At 70.5% G+C, this 18,746-nt stretch carries 12 protein-coding genes and 1 riboswitch; of the genes, 7 read left to right on the top strand and 5 right to left on the bottom strand.

Going from position 1 to position 18,746, the window contains the following annotated elements; genetic code table 11:
• Window positions 1-371: 371 nt before the first annotated feature.
• Complete coding sequence (locus tag ACFYO0_RS22955) at window positions 372-725, top strand: hypothetical protein (protein WP_388678925.1); 354 nt, start codon at window positions 372-374, stop codon at window positions 723-725.
• Between the two features lie 93 nt (window positions 726-818).
• On the opposite strand, the gene ACFYO0_RS22950 is transcribed toward ACFYO0_RS22955, so the two are convergent.
• Window positions 819-1,973, bottom strand: a complete 1,155-nt coding sequence (locus ACFYO0_RS22950; protein WP_388678923.1) for an NlpC/P60 family protein — start codon at window positions 1,971-1,973, stop codon at window positions 819-821.
• 7 nt (window positions 1,974-1,980) lie between these two features.
• A riboswitch (cyclic di-AMP (ydaO/yuaA leader) is annotated at window positions 1,981-2,153 on the bottom strand.
• A gap of 271 nt (window positions 2,154-2,424) precedes the next feature.
• Between ACFYO0_RS22950 and pcrA the strand changes: the two genes are divergently transcribed.
• A complete protein-coding gene (gene pcrA / locus ACFYO0_RS22945; protein WP_388678920.1) occupies window positions 2,425-4,917 on the top strand; it encodes a DNA helicase PcrA in 2,493 nt (830 codons plus the stop codon).
• 34 nt (window positions 4,918-4,951) lie between these two features.
• On the opposite strand, the gene ACFYO0_RS22940 is transcribed toward pcrA, so the two are convergent.
• Complete coding sequence (locus tag ACFYO0_RS22940) at window positions 4,952-6,529, bottom strand: M23 family metallopeptidase (RefSeq protein WP_388678917.1); 1,578 nt, start codon at window positions 6,527-6,529, stop codon at window positions 4,952-4,954.
• Window positions 6,530-6,772: 243 nt separating this feature from the next.
• A complete protein-coding gene (locus ACFYO0_RS22935; protein ID WP_388678915.1) occupies window positions 6,773-7,744 on the bottom strand; it encodes an esterase/lipase family protein in 972 nt (323 codons plus the stop codon).
• Between the two features lie 585 nt (window positions 7,745-8,329).
• On the opposite strand from ACFYO0_RS22935, the gene ACFYO0_RS22930 reads away from it, so the two are divergent.
• Complete coding sequence (locus ACFYO0_RS22930) at window positions 8,330-8,749, top strand: cobalamin B12-binding domain-containing protein (protein WP_328769183.1); 420 nt, start codon at window positions 8,330-8,332, stop codon at window positions 8,747-8,749.
• A gap of 210 nt (window positions 8,750-8,959) precedes the next feature.
• Here ACFYO0_RS22930 and ACFYO0_RS22925 read toward each other — a convergent pair whose 3' ends face one another.
• A complete protein-coding gene (locus tag ACFYO0_RS22925) occupies window positions 8,960-10,609 on the bottom strand; it encodes a DUF5691 domain-containing protein (RefSeq protein ID WP_388678913.1) in 1,650 nt (549 codons plus the stop codon).
• Between the two features lie 76 nt (window positions 10,610-10,685).
• The gene (locus ACFYO0_RS22920) at window positions 10,686-12,047 is read right to left on the bottom strand and encodes an SWIM zinc finger family protein (protein WP_388678910.1); all 1,362 of its coding nucleotides are present in this window, start codon (window positions 12,045-12,047) and stop codon (window positions 10,686-10,688) included.
• 144 nt (window positions 12,048-12,191) lie between these two features.
• Here ACFYO0_RS22920 and ACFYO0_RS22915 point away from each other — a divergent pair, with 144 nt between their 5' ends.
• The 4 genes from ACFYO0_RS22915 (at window position 12,192) to ACFYO0_RS22900 (ending at window position 18,568) form a co-directional block, all read left to right on the top strand.
• The gene (locus tag ACFYO0_RS22915; protein WP_388678909.1) at window positions 12,192-13,382 is read left to right on the top strand and encodes an AAA family ATPase; all 1,191 of its coding nucleotides are present in this window, start codon (window positions 12,192-12,194) and stop codon (window positions 13,380-13,382) included.
• Window positions 13,379-15,946 carry a DUF5682 family protein gene (locus ACFYO0_RS22910; RefSeq protein ID WP_388678907.1) on the top strand — a complete coding sequence of 856 codons (2,568 nt, stop codon included), beginning with the start codon at window positions 13,379-13,381 and terminating at the stop codon, window positions 15,944-15,946. The genes ACFYO0_RS22915 and ACFYO0_RS22910 overlap by 4 nt, the downstream gene beginning before the upstream one ends.
• Entirely contained in the window at window positions 15,943-17,151 is a 1,209-nt protein-coding gene (locus tag ACFYO0_RS22905) for a VWA domain-containing protein (RefSeq protein ID WP_388678904.1), read from the top strand. Before ACFYO0_RS22910 ends, ACFYO0_RS22905 begins: the two co-directional genes overlap by 4 nt.
• 184 nt (window positions 17,152-17,335) lie before the next feature.
• Window positions 17,336-18,568: a hypothetical protein gene (locus ACFYO0_RS22900; protein ID WP_388678901.1), complete on the top strand. Its 1,233-nt coding sequence runs from the start codon at window positions 17,336-17,338 to the stop codon at window positions 18,566-18,568.
• Window positions 18,569-18,746: the final 178 nt, after the last annotated feature.

The following is an 18,746-nucleotide window of genomic DNA, read 5'->3' as shown; positions in this document are numbered from 1 at the left end:
CAGGGGGAGCGGGCCGCCGCCGGATCTTCTCGGCGGTGATGTCCGGCTGCCGCCCCTGGTCCGGACGGCGGTGGGGAGCCGGTCACCTGGGGAAGGACGCTAAGCCTGAGCGGGTCGGCCTGGTAACGCCATGTACGGAACTGACGGGACTGGGCCGCGAGATGACCGTGTACGACCGTGATCCCGGCCTGACGGCGCCGAGTTGACGCGAGGCGTTGACCGATGCAGCAGTCGTGGAGGCCCGGGCGGCTCGGCGGTGCTACGGGGCCCGCCAGCGCCCGTAGGCGTCCGTCAGGGCCTGTACGGGGATACGCCCGGCGGCGCGGGGTGGTGTGAGGCCGTGCACGAGCTCCCGGTTAGGCTCCGGCGTCATGGACGTACTCATCCATCTCTTCGTCGCCCTGCACATCATCGGTATCGCCGCACTCCTCGGCGGCTTCCTCACCCAGATGAAGGCGATGGGCGAGGGCACGGCCCGCTTCGGCCCCGCGATGCTCCACGGCGCGTTCACCATGCTCGTCACGGGTGTGATCCTGGTCGGCCTCAACCAGGCCGACGACCAGGCGGTCAATAACATCAAGATCGGCGTCAAGCTGGCGTTGCTGATCGTGATTCTGGGTCTCGTGTACGTGAAGCGGGACGAGGAGAAGGTGGACAAGGGCTTGTTCGGCCTGGTTGGCGGCCTGACCACCGCGAACATCTTCATCGCGGTGCTTTGGACCTGATGGCCTGAAGAGCCTCGGAAGCGGCCCCTTGAAGAGCCGCAAAACGGGCTCACGCGCGCGTGCACCCCGAAAAAGGGTCCACGCGCGCGTGCCTCACGCCGGACGGACCACGCTGTGGATCGGCATGTAGTAGATCGACTCCTCGCGGACATACGCACCCGGCTTCGGGGCGTGGATCATCATGCCGTCGCCGAGGTAGAGGCCGACGTGGCTGATGTCGTCGTAGAAGAAGACCAGGTCGCCGGGCTGGGCGCTGGCGACCGAGACCTGGGTGCCCACATTGACCTGGTCCCAGGTGGTGCGCGGGAGGGTGACGCCGGCGGCCTTCCAGGCGGCCTGGGTGAGGCCGGAGCAGTCGTAGGAGTCGGGTCCTGACGCGCCCCAGACATACGGCTTGCCGGTCTGGGCACGGGCGAAGGCGATCGCCTTCTCGCCCTTGGCGGTCGTGGTGCCCGCGGAGGTGCCCGTGCCGGTCGAGGTCTCCGCGCCGGTGGAGGGCGCGGGAGTCGGCTGGGCCTGCTGCTGCTGTTGGCGGAGCTGTTCCTCCGCGGCCTGCTGCCGCGCCAGCTCCTCCGCCTTGCGCTGGGCCTCCTCGCGCTTCTCCCGCTCGATCGCCGCGAGCCGTGCCTTTTCCTCGGTGGTCAGCCGCGAGAGCAACTGGCGCGCCTCGGCGAGTTTCCGCTGAACGTCCGCCTTGGACGACTTCAGGGTGTTCTCGGTCGTGGTGAGCGCCTGAAGGCTCTCGGAGGCCTCCTGACGCTTCTGCGTCATCTCGGACTGCTGCGTCGCATAGTCGTCGACGGCCTGCTGCTGGCGGCTGGTCAGCCGGTCCATCAGCTGGTTCTGGTCGAAGTAGTCCTGCGGGTTGTCCGCGAGCAGCAGGGACGCGGCGTCAGGGGCGGCGGCACCCGTACGGTACTGCGCGGCGGCGAACGTACCGAGCTCCTCGCGCGCCTCGTTGAGCTTCTGCGTGCGGGAGGCCACGTCGTCAAGGAGGTTGTCGACCTTCTTGCGCTGCTTGCCGGTCTTCTCCTTGGCGCCGTTGTACTTCTCGGTCGCCGTCTCCGCCTGCTGGTAGAGGTCGTCGACCTTCTTCTGGACTTCGTCGAGGCTGGGCTTCGGCTCCGCCGAGGGCGAAGCGTTCGCGGTCTGCGACAGGAGGGCCACCGAGGTGAGAGCGGCGGTGGCGAGGGCAGGGGTCCGTATGCCCTTGGGACTGGACGACCGCGCTTTGCGGTGTGGCGCCACGAAGGCGACTCCTTCCGTGCTCCGCCTACCGAGTTAGCTGTCGGGTTCGGGCGTGTGCTTCGGAAGGTTTGCCCTACGGCCCTTCTCCCCTGAGGGAGTTGGACCGATTCACCCCAAGGTCGGTGGGTCCCCGGCTCCGGGTGGCCCACAAGGGCGTACCGGACTCGGCGGGAGCCGCACGGCCCGGCGACGTTCGCCGGTGGGGGTCGAGCGGCCCACTGCGAAAGCTAACCAACTCGTGTGGCTCCTGTGAAGGTTGATGTGCGAATTGTCCGATACGTTTTCGTGACCTTAGCCTCAGGTGTCATGATCCGTCGCCGACCGTGACGGGGCGGTCCTGGAGAGTGAGAGGGATCCCGGCAGGCTCGCACCGGCAGAGCCGTCAGGTTTTGAGCGCAGCTTTTCAGGGCGGCCGCGAGGTGTCAGTGGGGGAGCCTAGACTCGGAGAGCGATGAGCAGCCTCTTTGATGACAGCTTCCTGGCGGACCTCAAACCCTCGCGGGACCGCGAGGAAGAGCCCCCGCCACCGCCCGAGGACGAGCACGTACCGGAGCAGGTTCCGGACGATCTGTTCGGCGGGAAGTTCGACGTGCCGCCGGACCGGGAGGCCTACTACCGCGATGGTGCCCCCCGTCCCCATGTGGACGCGGCCGCGCTTCTGGAGGGGCTGAACGACAACCAGCGCGCGGCGGTCGTGCACTCCGGCTCCCCCCTGCTCATCGTGGCCGGCGCCGGGTCCGGCAAGACCCGTGTGCTCACGCACCGGATCGCGTACCTGCTCGGCGAGCGGAAGGTGCACCCGGGTCAGATCCTCGCGATCACGTTCACCAACAAGGCCGCGGGCGAGATGAAGGAGCGCGTCGAGCACCTCGTCGGCCCGCGTGCGAACGCGATGTGGGTGATGACCTTCCACAGCGCGTGTGTACGGATTCTGCGGCGGGAGTCGAAGAAGCTCGGCTTCACGTCCTCGTTCTCGATCTACGACGCCGCCGACAGCAAGCGCCTCATGGCCCTGGTCTGCCGCGACCTGGACCTCGACCCGAAGCGCTTCCCGCCCAAGTCCTTCAGCGCCAAGATCTCGAACCTCAAGAACGAGCTGATCGACGAAGAGGATTTCGCGGCACAGGCCTCCGACGGCTTCGAGAAGACCCTCGCCCAGGCATACGCGCTCTACCAGTCGCGACTGCGCGAGGCGAACGCCCTCGACTTCGACGACCTGATCATGACGACGGTCAACCTCCTGCGTGCCTTCCCGGACGTCGCCGAGCACTACCGCCGCCGCTTCCGCCACGTCCTCGTGGACGAATACCAGGACACGAACCACGCCCAGTACGCCCTCGTACGGGAACTCGTCGGTACCTCCGAGCACCCCGTGGACGTACCCCCGAGCGAGCACGACGTGCCGCCCGCCGAGCTGTGCGTCGTCGGTGACGCCGACCAGTCCATCTACGCCTTCCGCGGCGCGACGATCCGCAACATCCTCCAGTTCGAGGAGGACTACCCGGACGCGACGACGATCCTCCTGGAGCAGAACTACCGCTCCACACAGACGATCCTGAGCGCCGCGAACGCGGTCATCGAGCGCAACGAAAGCCGCCGCCCCAAGAACCTGTGGACCAACGCGGGCGCGGGCGCGCGCATCACCGGCTACGTCGCCGACACGGAACACGACGAGGCGCAGTTCGTCGCCGACGAGATCGACCGGCTGACGGACGCCGGTGAGGCGAAGGCCGGCGACGTCGCCGTCTTCTACCGTACGAACGCCCAGTCCCGTGTCTTCGAAGAGGTCTTCATCCGCGTCGGCCTGCCCTACAAGGTCGTCGGCGGCGTCCGCTTCTACGAGCGCAAGGAAGTCCGGGACGTCCTCGCGTACTTGAGGGTGCTCGCCAACCCGGAGGACTCCGTACCGCTGAGGCGGATTCTCAACGTCCCCAAGCGGGGCATCGGAGACCGGGCCGAGGCGATGATCGACGCACTCGCCTCGCGGGAGAAGATCAGCTTCTCGCAGGCGCTGCGCCGCGTCGACGAGGCGTACGGCATGGCGGCCCGCTCCACGAACGCCGTCAAGCGGTTCAACACGCTGATGGAGGAGCTGCGGACCATCGTCGAGTCGGGCGCGGGCCCGGCCACGGTCCTGGAGGCCGTGCTCGAACGCACCGGCTATCTGGCCGAGTTGCAGGCCTCCACGGACCCGCAGGACGAGACCCGTATCGAGAACCTTCAGGAACTCGCCGCCGTGGCCCTGGAATTCGAGCAGGACGCCGGTGAGGGCGAGGCCGCGGGCGGCCTGTCGGACTTCCTGGAGCGGGTCGCGCTCGTCGCCGACTCCGACCAGATCCCGGACGAGGAGGAGGACGGCTCCGGCGTCATAACGCTCATGACCCTCCACACCGCCAAGGGCCTCGAATTCCCCGTGGTGTTCCTGACCGGCATGGAGGACGGCGTCTTCCCGCACATGCGCTCTCTCGGCCAGACCAAGGAGCTGGAGGAGGAGCGGCGGCTCGCGTATGTCGGCATCACACGCGCGCGGGAGCGGCTGTATCTGACGCGGTCCTCGATGCGGAGTGCCTGGGGGCAGCCCTCGTACAACCCGCCGTCCCGCTTCCTGGAGGAGATCCCGGACACCCATCTGGAGTGGAAGCGGACGGGGTCCATGGGAGCGGTGGCCTCCGGCCCCGCGGCGGGCGTGGCGGCCTCCCTGTCCTCCTCCCGCACGCGCTCGGCGGCCTCGGGCGCCTCCGGCTTCGCCACGCGGCGTGGCGGTGCCACGGAGAAGCCGGTGGTGTCGCTGGCGGTGGGGGACCGGGTCACCCACGACCAGTTCGGGCTCGGCACGGTGGTCGGCGTGAAGGGCACAGGGTCGAACGCCGAGGCGACGATCGACTTCGGGGACACAAAGCCGAAGCGGCTGTTGCTGCGGTACGCGCCGGTGGAGAAGCTGTAGCCCTGCGGGGCTCGGTGGCCGCGCGGCGGGGCGGTTACGTCGGGTTGAGGCCGTGGCTGCGGAGCCACGACAGGGGGTCGATCGCGTCGCCGCCGCCCGGGCGTACCTCGAAGTGGAGGTGCGGGCCGGTCGAGTTGCCGGAGTTGCCGGAGAACGCGATCGGGTCGCCGGCCTTCACCTCGGTCCCGGAAGCGACCTTGTACGTGGAGAGGTGGCAGTACCACGTCTCCGTACCGTCCTTCGCGGTCACGATCGCCATGTTCCCGTACGCGCTGTTCCACTCCGTACGGACGACGCCGTCGGTCGCGGCCATCACCGTCGTGCCGTACGAGACGGGGAAGTCGATGCCCGTGTGCACGGACATCCAGTTGATGCCGGCCTGGCCGTAGTAGGCGCTGAGCCCCTTCTGCTCGACCGGCACCGCGAACTTCGGACGCAGCCGCTCCTTGCGCGCCGCCTCCGCCGCTGCCCGCTTCTTCTCGGCCTCCTGCTGGGCCTTGAGATCGATCCGCTCCTGCGTACGGCTCGCCCGGTCGGCGAAGTCGTCCGCGTCCGCGGTCAGGCTCTCGAGCTGGGTGTCGAGCTTGTTGTTGGCGGTCGCCGGCTGCACAGCGGTCGTGCCGGTCGCGGCCGTCGTCTCGTTGCCTTCGTTCCCGTTCCCGCTGCCCACGGATGCCGCCGCGATCCCGGCCACACCCATCACGCACGCGGACGGCACGGCGACCGTCAGCAGAGCGGAACGCTTGGGCGGGGTACGGCGGCGGGAGCGGGATGCTGCGCGGGATGCGGTGCGGGACCCCGGGCGGGGGGCCGGCAGGACGGCGGTGGCGTCCGGGGCGAGCTCTTCGGGGCCGTCGACGAGAAGTGGTTCCTCGTGGCTGCTGGTGCTGATACCGGTGCCGGCGTCCGGATCCAGGCCGCCGGAGGAAGGGAACTCGTCTTCTATGGCGGACTGTTGTTCGTATGTGACCGGCTCGAAGATCGCTGTGGCCGACTGATCGTGCGGCTCATGCGGCTCGTGTTGGTCGGACGACTCGTGCTGTTCGCCGCCGTCGGAGTTCCATGCCGTGGCGTCGTACGCACCCGAGTCGAAGGTCTGCGTGTTCCACTGCTGAGCCTGGCCGAACGGTTCGGCCTGCAGCCAGGCGTTCGCGTCCCACTGACCGCTGATGTCGGGGCCTGTGGACTGCGCAGGGATCCCGACGAGCGGCTGGTGGCCGGAGGTGTCCGTCCACAGGCCGGTCGCGTCATGGCCGCCGGTGTCGTACGCGGCGTGATGCTGGGCCGCGTAGGGGTCGTAGTTCAGCGTCTGGTGACTGCCGGTGGACGTGTACGAACCGGTGGCACCGCTGCCCGGCAGGTCGCCGAAGAGGGGGTCGGTCTCGAAGCTCGTCGTGGCCTCGAAGGGCGGCGCCGCGCAGGCGCCCGGTGTGCCGTATGTGTCGTAGATGCCGGTGGGCGCCGCGTCAAATCCAGTGGCGGTGTAGGCGTCGTACGTGGTGAAGTCGCCGTACTGGACCCCGTGCTCGCCATGCGACGCGAAGTGCGTCGAGGCAGCTTCGGGAGCCGCGGCCGGGGGCGGCACGGTCCCCGACGGGTGACGGTCGTTCACCAACTTCTCTTTCGCCTCGACGACAGGGGCGCTGGCAGAGCAGTGCGGTGACTGTACCCGGCGGTTGACGGGCGCGACAATCTTCGGCCGTCATCCCCCGCTCGGGAAACGGGCATTCGGCCGCCTTTCGGCGGACTGCGGGTGCGACTTTGGCCTTTCGTTCGATAAACGTTCGAGGGCGCGTGGGTGTTCCCCAGCTGTTCGGCGTTCGAGGTCCCGTCGGCGTGCGGTGCGTGTTGTGACTTACGCCACGGTTAGTCCGCCGGTGCGTGCGGCGGCAGGGACTCCCGCGGTCTCCTCGATGTCGAGCGCCTGCCGTATGCCCACTGCGACCGCCGGGTGTACGGGCAGGGCGAGGTGGCCTATCCCGCTCACTCGTACGTTCTGCGCGAGCAGGTCCGGGTGCTCGACGCAGGCCGTCTCCAACGGGTCCATCAGCTGGTCGAGGTCGCTCCAAAAGCTCACAAACCGGGTCCGACAGGCCGGTGCGGGCTCGCGCAGCTCCTCGAGCACGGTGGAGTCGGGCCGCATTTGCCGCACGATCGGATGCGCGTTCATCAGCGGTGCCACGCGCGTGCCCGAGTGCGGTGTGCCCAACGTCACAAGAGTCCGTACGCGGATGTCACCGCCCAGGCGCTGCACGTAATAACGCGCGATCAGTCCGCCGAGGCTGTGGCCGACGATGTCGACCTCCTGCTGACCGGTGCGCTCGCAGATCTCCTCTATGTGCCGGCCGAGCAGCTCGGCAGCGGTACGTATGTCGCAGGTCAGGGGGGAGTAGTTGAGCGACTCGATCTGTTGCCTGCCGTGCTGGGCCAGGGAGCGGCGCAGCAGCACGAACACCGAGCGGTTGTCTATGAACCCGTGGAGGAGGACGACCGGGGGTTTGGGCTGGGTGGGCAGGCGGTGGGCCTCGGCGTCACGGTCGGTGCCGGTCTCGGTCGCGATCTCGGAGGTGAGGTCGTCGGGTGCGCGGCGGGGCCTGGGCAGTGAGGCCGAGGGGAGCGTGGGAGCCGGGGAAGGCGAAGGGGTGCCCGGGCGGCGCTCTTGGGTGATGCCCGTGGGATAGAGGATCAGATGTCCCGCGAGGATCGCGACCTCAAGGGCCGTGGCCTTCAGGAGGGTCAGTGAGAGTCCGGCCAGTCTGCTGGGCAACAGCCGTTGACAGAGCGGCAAAAGCGGATAAAAGGGCGCTACTGCCCTGGTGACCTTCATGGCCGACCTCCCGTCGGCGCACGGAAGGACGGCTCTGTCCCCCGTGTGCCCTCATGGGAAACCGCCGACGAGGAGTACGACGGTGCACGGGTGGCGTATGTCACGCCCGTTGAACGACGGGGGCTCCCGTCGTCGTGCGATCGCCGAAATGCCGCGCCATCCTGCCGCCCGGCTGGCGGCGCGGAGGTGCGGCGACCTCGTGGCGGCTCCCCTTGCGCCCGGCCCGGCTGTGGCCCATGTGCCCCAGGGTGCGGGATCGGTGCGCGGCGAACTTGTCCCATCGTGTGATTTCCCCCTCGGTCTCCACCGTGAAACTGCCGGTTGCGGGATGCTGGCGATAACGTTCGTTCACTTCCCCGGCCGACGCGGTGCGGGGTGCTGTGCCGCTGGGTACACCTGACGTGGGCTGACGTGTTGCGGTTGCGACGAGTCGCCGTCGGCGTCTTGAGGTGTTATCAGTCGATACAAGCCGGTGCGGGACGGTAACAGTTTAATTTGGGTTTTTGCTAGATACGGATTTTCGCAGTCCGGTTCGCTGGAGATCGTTTCCGGCGGGGCGGAAGTCGGTACATGGAGGCAACAGTGATGGGTGTGGCAGCCGGTCCGATCCGCGTGGTGGTGGCCAAGCCGGGGCTCGACGGTCACGATCGTGGGGCCAAGGTGATTGCGCGGGCCCTGCGTGATGCGGGCATGGAGGTCATTTACACCGGCCTCCACCAGACGCCGGAACAGATCGTCGACACCGCGATCCAGGAGGACGCGGACGCGATCGGGCTCTCCATTCTTTCCGGGGCCCACAACACGCTTTTCGCCGCTGTCATCGAACTCCTCAAGGAGCGTGAGGCGTCGGACATCAAGGTCTTCGGTGGCGGAATCATCCCCGAGGCGGACATTCCACCCCTCAAGGAGAAGGGTGTCGCCGAGATCTTCACGCCCGGGGCCACGACGGCGTCGATCGTGGACTGGGTCCGAGCGAACGTCAGGCAGCCGGCTGCCTCTGGTTGAGGGGGCGCGCCTACGGGGGCGGTGGGTTCGGTTCGTCGGCGACTGCGGGTGTGTCGTGGCTGGTCGCTCCCCCACTCTCGGCTTCGCTCGAGCGGGGGGACCCCCTTCGCGGCGGAGCCGTAAATCGATACAGCCCCGCGCCCCTGAAGGGGCGCGCCCATGGAACCGCCAGCCACCATGTTCACCGGCCACCTGGCAACCCGCACTCGCCTATGAACCCGAACCCACCACTCCCATCGGCGCCCCGTCCAATTCGAGCCGCATTGCCGCGCGCAACCGCAACGTCCCCACCAGCCGCTGGAACGATTCCGCCCAGTACCCCCCGGCACCGGGCGACGCGTTCTCCGGCTCGTCAGGAACGGCGGTGAGGGCGTCGAGACGAACCGCCTCCGACGGGTCGAGGCAGCGCTCCGCGAGCCCCATGACCCCGCTGAAGCTCCACGGATAACTCCCCGCATCCCGCGCAATATTGAGCGCGTCCACAACAGCCCGCCCCAGAGGCCCCGCCCAGGGAACACCGCACACCCCGAGCAACTGAAACGCCTCGGACAACCCGTGCACAGCTATGAACCCGGCCACCCACTCGGCCCGCTCGGCGGAGCCCAATGTGCCGAGCAGTTTGGCCCGCTCGGCCAGCGACACTGCACCCGGTCCGCCGGCCTCCGGCGCCGAAGGTGACCCCAACATTGCCCTCGACCAGGAGGGATCGCGTTGCCGCACCGCCGCCCGGCACCATGCGGCATGCAGTTCGCCCTGCCAGTCGTCCGCCACGGGCAACGCCACGATCTCCTCCGGCGTACGCCCGCCGAGCCGCCGGGACCAAGTGGCGAGCGGGGCTGCCTCGACCAACTGACCGAGCCACCACGACCGTTCACCCCGGCCGGCCGGAGCCTTGGCCACCACCCCGTCGCGCTCCATGCCCGCATCGCACGCATGCGGCGCCTCGACCACGATCGTGGGCCCGCGGCCCGTATGGTCGACGGCCACGCACGAGCCGGCGCGGTCCGCCATCCGCCCAGCCAGCGCCGAACTCGGCAGCGCGGACAGCAACTCCGCCGCCGTGGCCCGTACATTGCGGCTCCGGTCGGCCAATGCCTGTTCCAGGAACAGCTCGTCCGCCGCGCTCAGCCCCGTGCGCAGAGAGTCGAGGAACATCAGCCGGTCCTCGGCCCGCTCCGTCGCCCAGGTCGTGGCGAGCAGTTCGCGCGCGGCTGCCGCGTCCCGCGCCCGTATCGCCGCGAGGAGTGCCATCCGCTCGGCGAAGAGGCCCTCCTGCCACAACTGCCGTGTCCGCTCCGGTTCTCCGGAACCGGGCAGCGCGGCTCCGCCGCCCGGTGTCGCCCGCAGCGCGAACCGCCAGTCCGGGTTCAGCCGTGCCAGCCACAGCGCACGCGGACCCGCGAAGGTCAGTGCAGCCGGCCGCAGATCCGTACGCCCCCTGGCCGCGTCCAAGAGCGCGGGCAGCAACTCCGGGGGTGCCGCGAACCCGCGCTCGTTCGCCAGGGCGAGCCACTGCGGCAGCAACTCCATGAGGTCGGGAGCCGTTCCTCTGCGGCCGCCGCTCCCCGTGCCAGGCCGGTCGGCGAGGAGCATCGCCAGCCTGCGCGCGGCGGGGCGGGGAAGCGCCGGGCGCGGATCCTCGGCCGCCGGCTCCGGCCGTGCCGCCGCCCGCCCCGGCCGCAACCCTGCCCGCCGCCGCACCGTCTGTACCGCCGCCGCGTCCAGCAGTGCGCCCGGGGCCTCCCGTCCGGGCGCCGTCCCCGGCAACGTACGCCGCTCGGTCCCGAGCAACGCCACGGTCACGAGCTCCTCCCAGGAGCTCCCGGCGGGCGCGTCTGTGGGAGTGAGGGGGCTGTTCATGGGCGTCCCTTCCGTGCGGGGGTGAGGGAATCAGGTGAGCTGGTGGGTGTCGACAGGGAGAGACCTTGCGCCGGCGTCAGCACAGCGGCACCGTCTCTCCCGCTTCCTCAGGCCACGCCGTCAACGGCGTGAAGCCGCGGTGGCCGCACTCTCCGAAGACCGTGACCGGGGCTCCGCCCGACAGCGCGACCAGGCGCCACAGGCCGGAGCGGGACTGGGCGGCCGGGGTGAGGGGGAGCGCCAGGTCGCTGTCGGCGTCCGCAAGTTGCCAGGAATCGGCGTCTGGTGTCGGTATGACGCGGGCCAGCGTCACCGGGTGGGAGTCCTGCCATGGGTCGTTCCGGAGGGCCTGGCCGTACCGGGCCGCCGCCTGTGCCACGCTCACCCCTGGTGGGCGGAGCGTCACGGGGGAAGGGGGCGTGAACTGCTCGCCCAGGGCCACCCGCAGCTGGCCCGCGCCCGGGTACGCCGACACCTCCGCGTCGAGGGCCAGTCCGACGGGCAGTGCCAGTTCGGGTGCGCGGCCGGCAGCTCCGTATGACAGGAGCAGGACCGTGTGTCCCGACTCCGCTCCGTGCAACCAGATGCGGCGGGTCGTGAGGCGGCTGTCCGAAGTGTCGTACTGGGCGAGGACCAGCCAGCGGTCGCGCGCGGGTGGGCCGTCCGCCGAGCCGGTCAGCCCTATCCGGGAACGGACCGTCGCCGCGAGTCCTTCCGGTAGCCGCTCGAGCCGCAGCCAGCCCTGGTCGAGCAGGTGGAGCAGGGCACACTCCTCGAGCAGCCGGACCGGCCAGCCGGGGCCGGAGGACGGAATCGCCCCCAACTCCCGCACGCGCGCGGCCAGTCCCGGTGCCTGCGCGTCGACCATCCGGGCCGCCGTCTCCTCCCACAGCCCGTACCCCGCCTGCTCCGCCGCGGCCAGACCGCCGCGCAGCAGGTCCGTCAGCCGCTGCTCCAGCTCCGTCGCGCCGGCCGTGATCCGCTCGGCACGCCGCTCCGCCCGGCGTCGCGCCGCCTCGGGATCACCCGCCGGAGAGCCGGACGGCCCGCTCGTCGTCCGCTTCTCCTCCGCGCGTTGCCTTCTCCCCTTTATCCACTGCTCGGCCCAGTCCGGTGCCTGCCCCCGCGGCACCGAGCTGTCCGTCCCGCTCTCGCCCGCCCAGAGCAGCAGCAGTCCCAGCGCGTGCTTGCACGGGAACTTGCGGCTCGGACAACTGCACTTGTACGCGGGCCCCGTGGCATCCGCGAGGTCGATGACCGTCCGATACGGCTTGCTGCCACTGCCCCTGCACAGTCCCCATACCGTCCCCTCGCCAGAACTGCCGGCCTCCGACCACGGCCCGGCCGCGCCGAGTTTGCTTCCCGCTTTGCGTGACGCGGAGTCAGGTGCCAGTGCAAGCACCTGATCCGCGGTCCAGCGCACCCCCTGCTGAGTCATGACATCGAAGGTAGATCCCACCACTGACAATCGACCCTCGCGAGAGCATTTATGCAGGTCAGAGCGCATTGTCAGTGGTGTGGTGCAGGGTGGACACCAGATCCGAACCGGCCGACCCGGCCGAGCTGGAGGGGGACCCTAGCCATGCCTGTTTCCGTCGAACCGACGTCCGTCGACCCGAGCCGCGACCAGTCCGCGCCCGCGAACACGAGCGCGAGCGGGCGTACGTCCGTGCAGGCGCCCGCGGGGCAGAGGGGCGAGGAGCTGCGGCCGCACGCGGAGGACGCGTTCGCCGCCGAGCTCGCAGCGCTGGCCGCGCAGGACGACCGCCCGCGCCCGGCCCGCTGGCGGATGTCGCCATGGGCCGTCGCGATGTACTTGCTCGGCGGCACCCTGCCGGACGGCACGGTGATCACACCGAAGTACGTGGGCCCGCGCCGCATCGTCGAGGTCGCTGTCACCACACTCGCCACCGACCGGGCACTGCTCCTGCTCGGCGTGCCCGGCACGGCGAAGACATGGGTGTCCGAGCACCTGGCCGCCGCGGTCAGCGGCGACTCGACGCTGCTTGTGCAGGGCACAGCCGGCACACCGGAGGAGGCGATCCGGTACGGCTGGAACTACGCGCAGCTGCTCGCCCACGGCCCGAGCCGCGACGCGCTGGTGCCGAGCCCCGTCATGCGCGCCATGGCGGAAGGAATGACCGCGCGCGTCGAGGAGCTGACCCGTATCCCCGCAGACGTACAGGACACGCTCATCACGATCCTGTCGGAAAAGACGTTGCCGATACCGGAGTTGGGTTCAGAGGTGCAGGCCGTACGCGGCTTCAACCTGATCGCGACCGCCAACGACCGCGACCGCGGCGTCAACGACCTGTCCAGCGCCCTGCGCCGCCGCTTCAACACGGTGGTGCTGCCGCTGCCGGAGAGCGCCGACGCCGAGGTCGACATCGTCTCGCGACGCGTCGACCAGATCGGCCGCTCCCTCGATCTGCCGGCCGTGCCCGACGGCATCGACGAGATCCGCCGCGTCGTCACCGTCTTCCGCGAGCTGCGCGACGGCATCACCGCCGACGGCCGTACGAAGCTGAAGTCGCCCAGCGGCACGCTGTCGACCGCGGAGGCCATCTCCGTCGTCACCAACGGGCTTGCCCTTTCCGCCCACTTCGGCGACGGCGTCCTGCGCGCGAGTGACGTCGCCGCCGGCATCCTCGGCGCCGTCGTCCGCGATCCGGCGGCCGACCGCGTCATCTGGCAGGAGTACTTGGAGGCGGTCGTCCGCGAGCGCGACGGCTGGAAGGACTTCTACCGCGCCTGCCGGGAGGTGAGCGCGTGAACGGATCCCTGCCGGAGGCCGCGCGGGCCGCAGGTGCCGGGCGCGGTTCGGGGCCCTTGCTGCTCGGGGTGCGGCATCACGGGCCCGGTTCGGCGCGGGCCGTGAGGGCGGCCCTGGAGGCGGCGAACCCCCGGACGGTACTGATCGAGGGCCCACCGGAGGCCGACGCGTTGATCACGCTGGCCGCCGAGAAGGGCATGCAGCCGCCCGTCGCGCTCCTCGCGCATGTCGTGGACGAGCCCAGGCGGTCGGCGTTCTGGCCGCTGGCCGAATTCTCCCCGGAATGGGTGGCCATCCGCTGGGCCCTGGAGCACGAGGTTCCGGCCCGCTTCATCGACCTCCCCGCCACGCACACGCTGGCGTGGGATCAGGAGGAGGCGCCCGACGCGTCCGCGACACCGGACGAGCCTGATGCGGCCGCGGCACCGGACGGGCCCGAAGCGCCGAAGACGTCAGCACCGGATACGTCGCAGACGTCGGGCAGTGGTGCGTCCGAGGAGGCCATCCGGATCGATCCGCTCGCCGTGCTCGCCGAGACCGCCGGGTACGACGACCCCGAGCGGTGGTGGGAGGACGTGGTCGAGCACCGGGGGGTGCGGGGCTCGGACGCGTTCGGGCCCTTCGAGGTGCTGGGGGAGGCCATGGAGGCGTTGCGGGAGGCGTACGGGAGCGGGGGGCACGAGCGGGATCTCGTACGGGAGGCGTACATGCGGCTCCAAGTGCGCGCGGCACAGCGGGAGTTCGGAGACGACGTGGCCGTGGTGTGCGGGGCCTGGCATGTGCCCGCGCTGCGGCACAAGACGGCCGTCGCCGCCGACAAGGCGCTGCTCAAGGGCCTGCCCAAGGCGAAGGTGGACATGACGTGGGTGCCGTGGACGCACCGGCGGCTCGCCCGGGTCAGTGGTTACGGCGCCGGGATCGACTCGCCCGGCTGGTACGGGCATCTGTTCAGCGCCCCCGACCGGCCGATCGAGCGCTGGATGACAAAGGTGGCGGGGCTGCTCCGCGACGAGGACCGGATCGTTTCGTCGGCGCACGTCATCGAGGCGGTGCGGCTCGCCGACACGCTCGCCGCGATGCGGGGCCGGCCGCTGCCGGGGCTGACCGAGAGCACGGACGCCGTACGGGCGGTGATGTGCGAGGGCTCGGATGTGCCGCTCGCGCTCGTGCACGACCGGCTCATTGTCGGCGACGTACTGGGCGAGGTGCCCGAGTCGGCGCCTGCGGTGCCGTTGCAGCGTGACCTGGACCGGATCCAGCGGCGGCTGCGGCTCAAGCCGGAGGCGCTGGAGCGTGAGTTGGAGCTCGACCTGCGCAAGGAGAACGACGCCGGGCGCAGCAGGCTGCTGCACCGGCTGCGCCTCCTCGGCATCGAATGGGGTGCGCCGACGGAGTCGCGGGGGAGCACGGGTACGTTCCGGGAGACCTGGCGGCTGCGCTGGGAGCCGGAGTTGGCGGTGCGGGTCGCCGAGGCCGGGGTGTGGGGCACCACGGTGCTCGCCGCGGCGACCGCGAAGGCCGAGGCGGACGCCGTCGCCGCGGGCGCCCTGGTCGACGTCACCACCCTTGCGGAACGCTGCCTCCTCGCCGAACTCCCGGACGCCCTCCCCGTGGTGATGCGGATCCTCGCCGACCGCGCGGCCCTCGACGCGGACGTCGGCCACCTCGCCCAGGCCCTCCCCGCCCTGGTCCGCTCGCTGCGTTACGGCGACGTACGCGGCACGGGCACGCACGCCCTGGCCGAGGTCGCGGCGGGTCTCGCCGAGCGCGTCTTCGTCGGGCTGCCGCCGGCCTGCGCCGCCCTCGACGCGGACGCCGCAGAGGAGATGCGTCGCCATGTCGACGCGGTGCATGGAGCGGTGGGCTTGCTGGGGGAGGTGCGTACGGAGGCGTCGTCTGAAGCCGCGGGCCAGGCTCCTCGTCCGGAGACCGACGGCACCGGTATACGCACCCGCTGGCATGCCGTGCTTCGGACGCTGTCCGCGCGCGAGACGATCCCGGGGGTCATTCGGGGGCGAGCCGTTCGACTGCTGCTGGACGACGGGGAGTTGGTGGAGGGAGAGGCGGCGCGGCTGATGGGGCTTGTGTTGTCGCCCGGGACGGTGCCGGGGGACGCGGCGGCGTGGATCGAGGGGTTCGTCGGCGGAGGCTCCGGAGGCGGGATGTTGCTCGTGCACGACGAACGGCTGCTCGGGCTGGTCGACGCATGGCTGACCGGGGTGCCGGGGGACGCGTTCACGGACGTACTGCCCCTGCTGCGGCGGACCTTCTCGGCGTACGAACCCGGCGTGCGGCGCACGCTCGGCGAATTGGTCCGCCGCGGGCCGGGAACGCGGGAGCGTGCCGCGACCACCGGCACCGCCATACCCGGCTTCGCCACCGACCTCGACACCGACCGCGCGGACGCCGTCCTCCCGATGCTGCGCCTGCTCCTGGGGCTGGACGAGAACGACGCCGACGCGGACGACGCAACTGGCAACGACGCAACTGGCAACGACGTGAACAACAGCGACGTGAACAACAGCGACGCGAACGACAACGACCTCGCGGGGGTGGGCAGATGAGCACGGAAGCGACGGGCCGGGCAGGCGCGGCCGTCGAGGCCGGTGCCTCCGACGAGCGGCTTCGGCGGTGGCGGCTGGTGCTGGGCGGGGCGGAGGCGGACGGTACCGGGTGTGAGCTGACCGGGCAGGACGCAGGGATGGACGGGGCGTTGGGGGCGCTGTACGGGGGCGGGGCCGCAGGCAAGGGGAGGGCGGGGAAGGACCGGTCGGCGGGGCTGGGGGGCTCCGCGCCGTCGGTCGCCCGATGGCTGGGGGACATACGGACGTACTTTCCGTCCTCCGTGGTCCAGGTCATGCAGCGGGACGCCATCGACCGGCTCGGGCTGTCCACGCTGTTGCTGGAGCCGGAGATGCTGGAGGCGGTGGAGGCCGATGTCCACCTGGTCGGCTCGTTGCTTTCGCTGAACAAGGCGATGCCCGAGACGACCAAGGAGACGGCACGAGCCGTCGTGCGCAAGGTGGTCGAGAACCTGGAGAAGCGGCTCGCGACCCGCACCCGGGCCACGCTCACCGGCGCCCTGGATCGCAGTGCCCGCATCAGCCGGCCGCGCCACCAAGACATCGACTGGAACCGCACGATCTCGGCCAACCTCAAGCACTATCTGCCCGAGTACCGGACGATCGTGCCGGAGCGGCTGATCGGTTACGGGCGCGCGTCCCAGTCAGTGAAGAAGGAGGTCATCCTCTGCATCGACCAGTCGGGTTCGATGGCGGCGTCCGTCGTCTACGCGTCGGTCTTCGGCGCAGTACTGGCCTCGATGCGATCCATCAACACCCGGCTCGTCGTCTTCGACACGGCTGTCGTAGACCTCACCGACCAGCTCGACGACCCGGTCGACGTCCTGTTCGGCACCCAGCTCGGCGGCGGTACGGACATCAACAGGGCGCTCGCGTACTGCCAGTCACAGATCACCCGCCCCGCCGACACCGTGGTCGTGCTCATCAGCGATCTCTACGAAGGAGGCATACGGAACGAGATGCTGAAGCGGGTCGCGGCGATGAAGGCGTCGGGGGTGCAGTTCGTGACGCTGCTTGCGCTGTCCGACGAGGGGGCGCCCGCGTATGACCGTGAGCACGCGGCGGCGCTCGCCGCGCTGGACGCACCGGCGTTCGCGTGCACGCCCGACCTGTTCCCGGACGTGATGGCGGCGGCGATCGAGAAGCGCCCGCTGCCGATACCGGACACCGGGAGCCCGGGCCGGTAAAAGGGGGCATGCGGGGCTGGTTGAAGGAAACCGGACATGAATGCCCAACGGGAACGGGGGGCTTGCGCAACCTCCCGACTCCCATGCAAGGATCGTCGCGACTTCAACGGTGCGCCGCGTGCCGCCCTGTCCTACTTCGCATTCGCCTCGTCCCCCCCGCACGGAGGCTCTCCCCGTCTTGACCGTGTCGACCCTGTCAGCCGCACTGCCTGGTGCCGCTCTGCGCATGACGCGCACGGCGGCCGGACGGCGTGCGCTGCACGTGGGGTTGCTGGTGGGTGGGTTGTTCGTTCTCGGGATGCTGTGCGGTGCACGGGCGGGCGCGGCGGACGGTGCGACTTCGGGTGTGACGGCGACGGGCGTCGTGCGGTCGGTGACGGGTTCGGCCGAGCGGGTTGTGACGGGGTCGGTCGGAGCGGTTGCGCGGGGCGCGGAGCAGTGGCGTGCGGTGCGGCCGGGTTCGGAGCAGCGGTCGGCGACTGCTGAAACCTCCAAGGCAGTAGCCGTCGGGTCTGAAACCCCAGGGGCTGACGCGTCTGGAGCCTCCCTCGACATCGGGCTCGACGGCATCGGGCTCGACGGCCTCAGCGAAGCCGCGTCCGAAACCGAAGCCACCCCCGGCGCCGCGTCGCAGTCCGGGGCCGGCTCGGAGCCCGGCGTCGAGACCCCGCCCCGCCCCCGCCCCGTCGCCCCCCTGGATCCCGTCCACGAGGTGACCGCCCCGGTGGCCGACCCCGTGACCGACGGAGTCCACCGCGTCGTACGCCGGGTCACCGAGCGAGTCGTGCGCCCCGTCACCGAGCGAGTCGTGCGCCCGGTCACCGAGCAGGTCATACGGCCGGTCACCGATGGCGTAGTACGGCCCATAGGTGGCCTGGTGGAACAGGTCGTGGGCGGTGGCGTTGCCAAGCCCGAGGCGCCCGCCTCGCCATGGTGGCCGCCCCGGGCTGTACTCCCCGGACTTGAACTCCCCGCTCTCCCGCACCTGCCGGGACTGCCCGTTCTGCCGGGCGAGACGTTGCCGGTCGGTTCGCAGCCGCAGTTGCCCGGTGGGGCGGCGGACGAGAACGGGTCGGCCGGGCAGGACGCTGAAGAGAAGTCCGGCGACCGTTCCGCGGGCGTGTCCGGACCGCGGTTCAGCGGCGGTCACGTGGCGCCCGCTGCCGGTGCGAGCGACAACGACGAGGTTGCGCGGCACCCCGCGCAGCCGCCCGCGCACCAGGAGCACGAGGGTGCCCCGAGGGGTGCGCTCGGACATGGTTCCGCGGCCGACAACGGTTCGCCGCGGCACGGCGACGCGCATGCCGTCGCGTTCGGCAACCGGGCTCAGCTGAGGCTGGTGCCCGGTATCGCCGCGGCGGTGACCGCGGCCGAGACCAGGGACAGGTACCGGGACATTCCCGTTTTCCCCGGCTAGGGCAGTCCTTCCCGCGCTGACCTGCCGCGCGGGGGCGGAACAGGTCTGCCCGTCGTCCGGACATCCCTCCGATCTCCGGACACAGCCAACGGGATCCGGACCGGATCCGCTGCAGACACCCCCGGCCCTCAACTCCCCGGGCCGGTAAGGGGATCTGCACCGCATCCGACACCGGAAG

It is taken from the genome of Streptomyces sp. NPDC006365 (assembly GCF_042870755.1).
GTDB lineage: Bacteria > Actinomycetota > Actinomycetes > Streptomycetales > Streptomycetaceae > Streptomyces > Streptomyces xiangluensis.
This window is presented reverse-complemented; position numbering and strand designations above follow the sequence as displayed.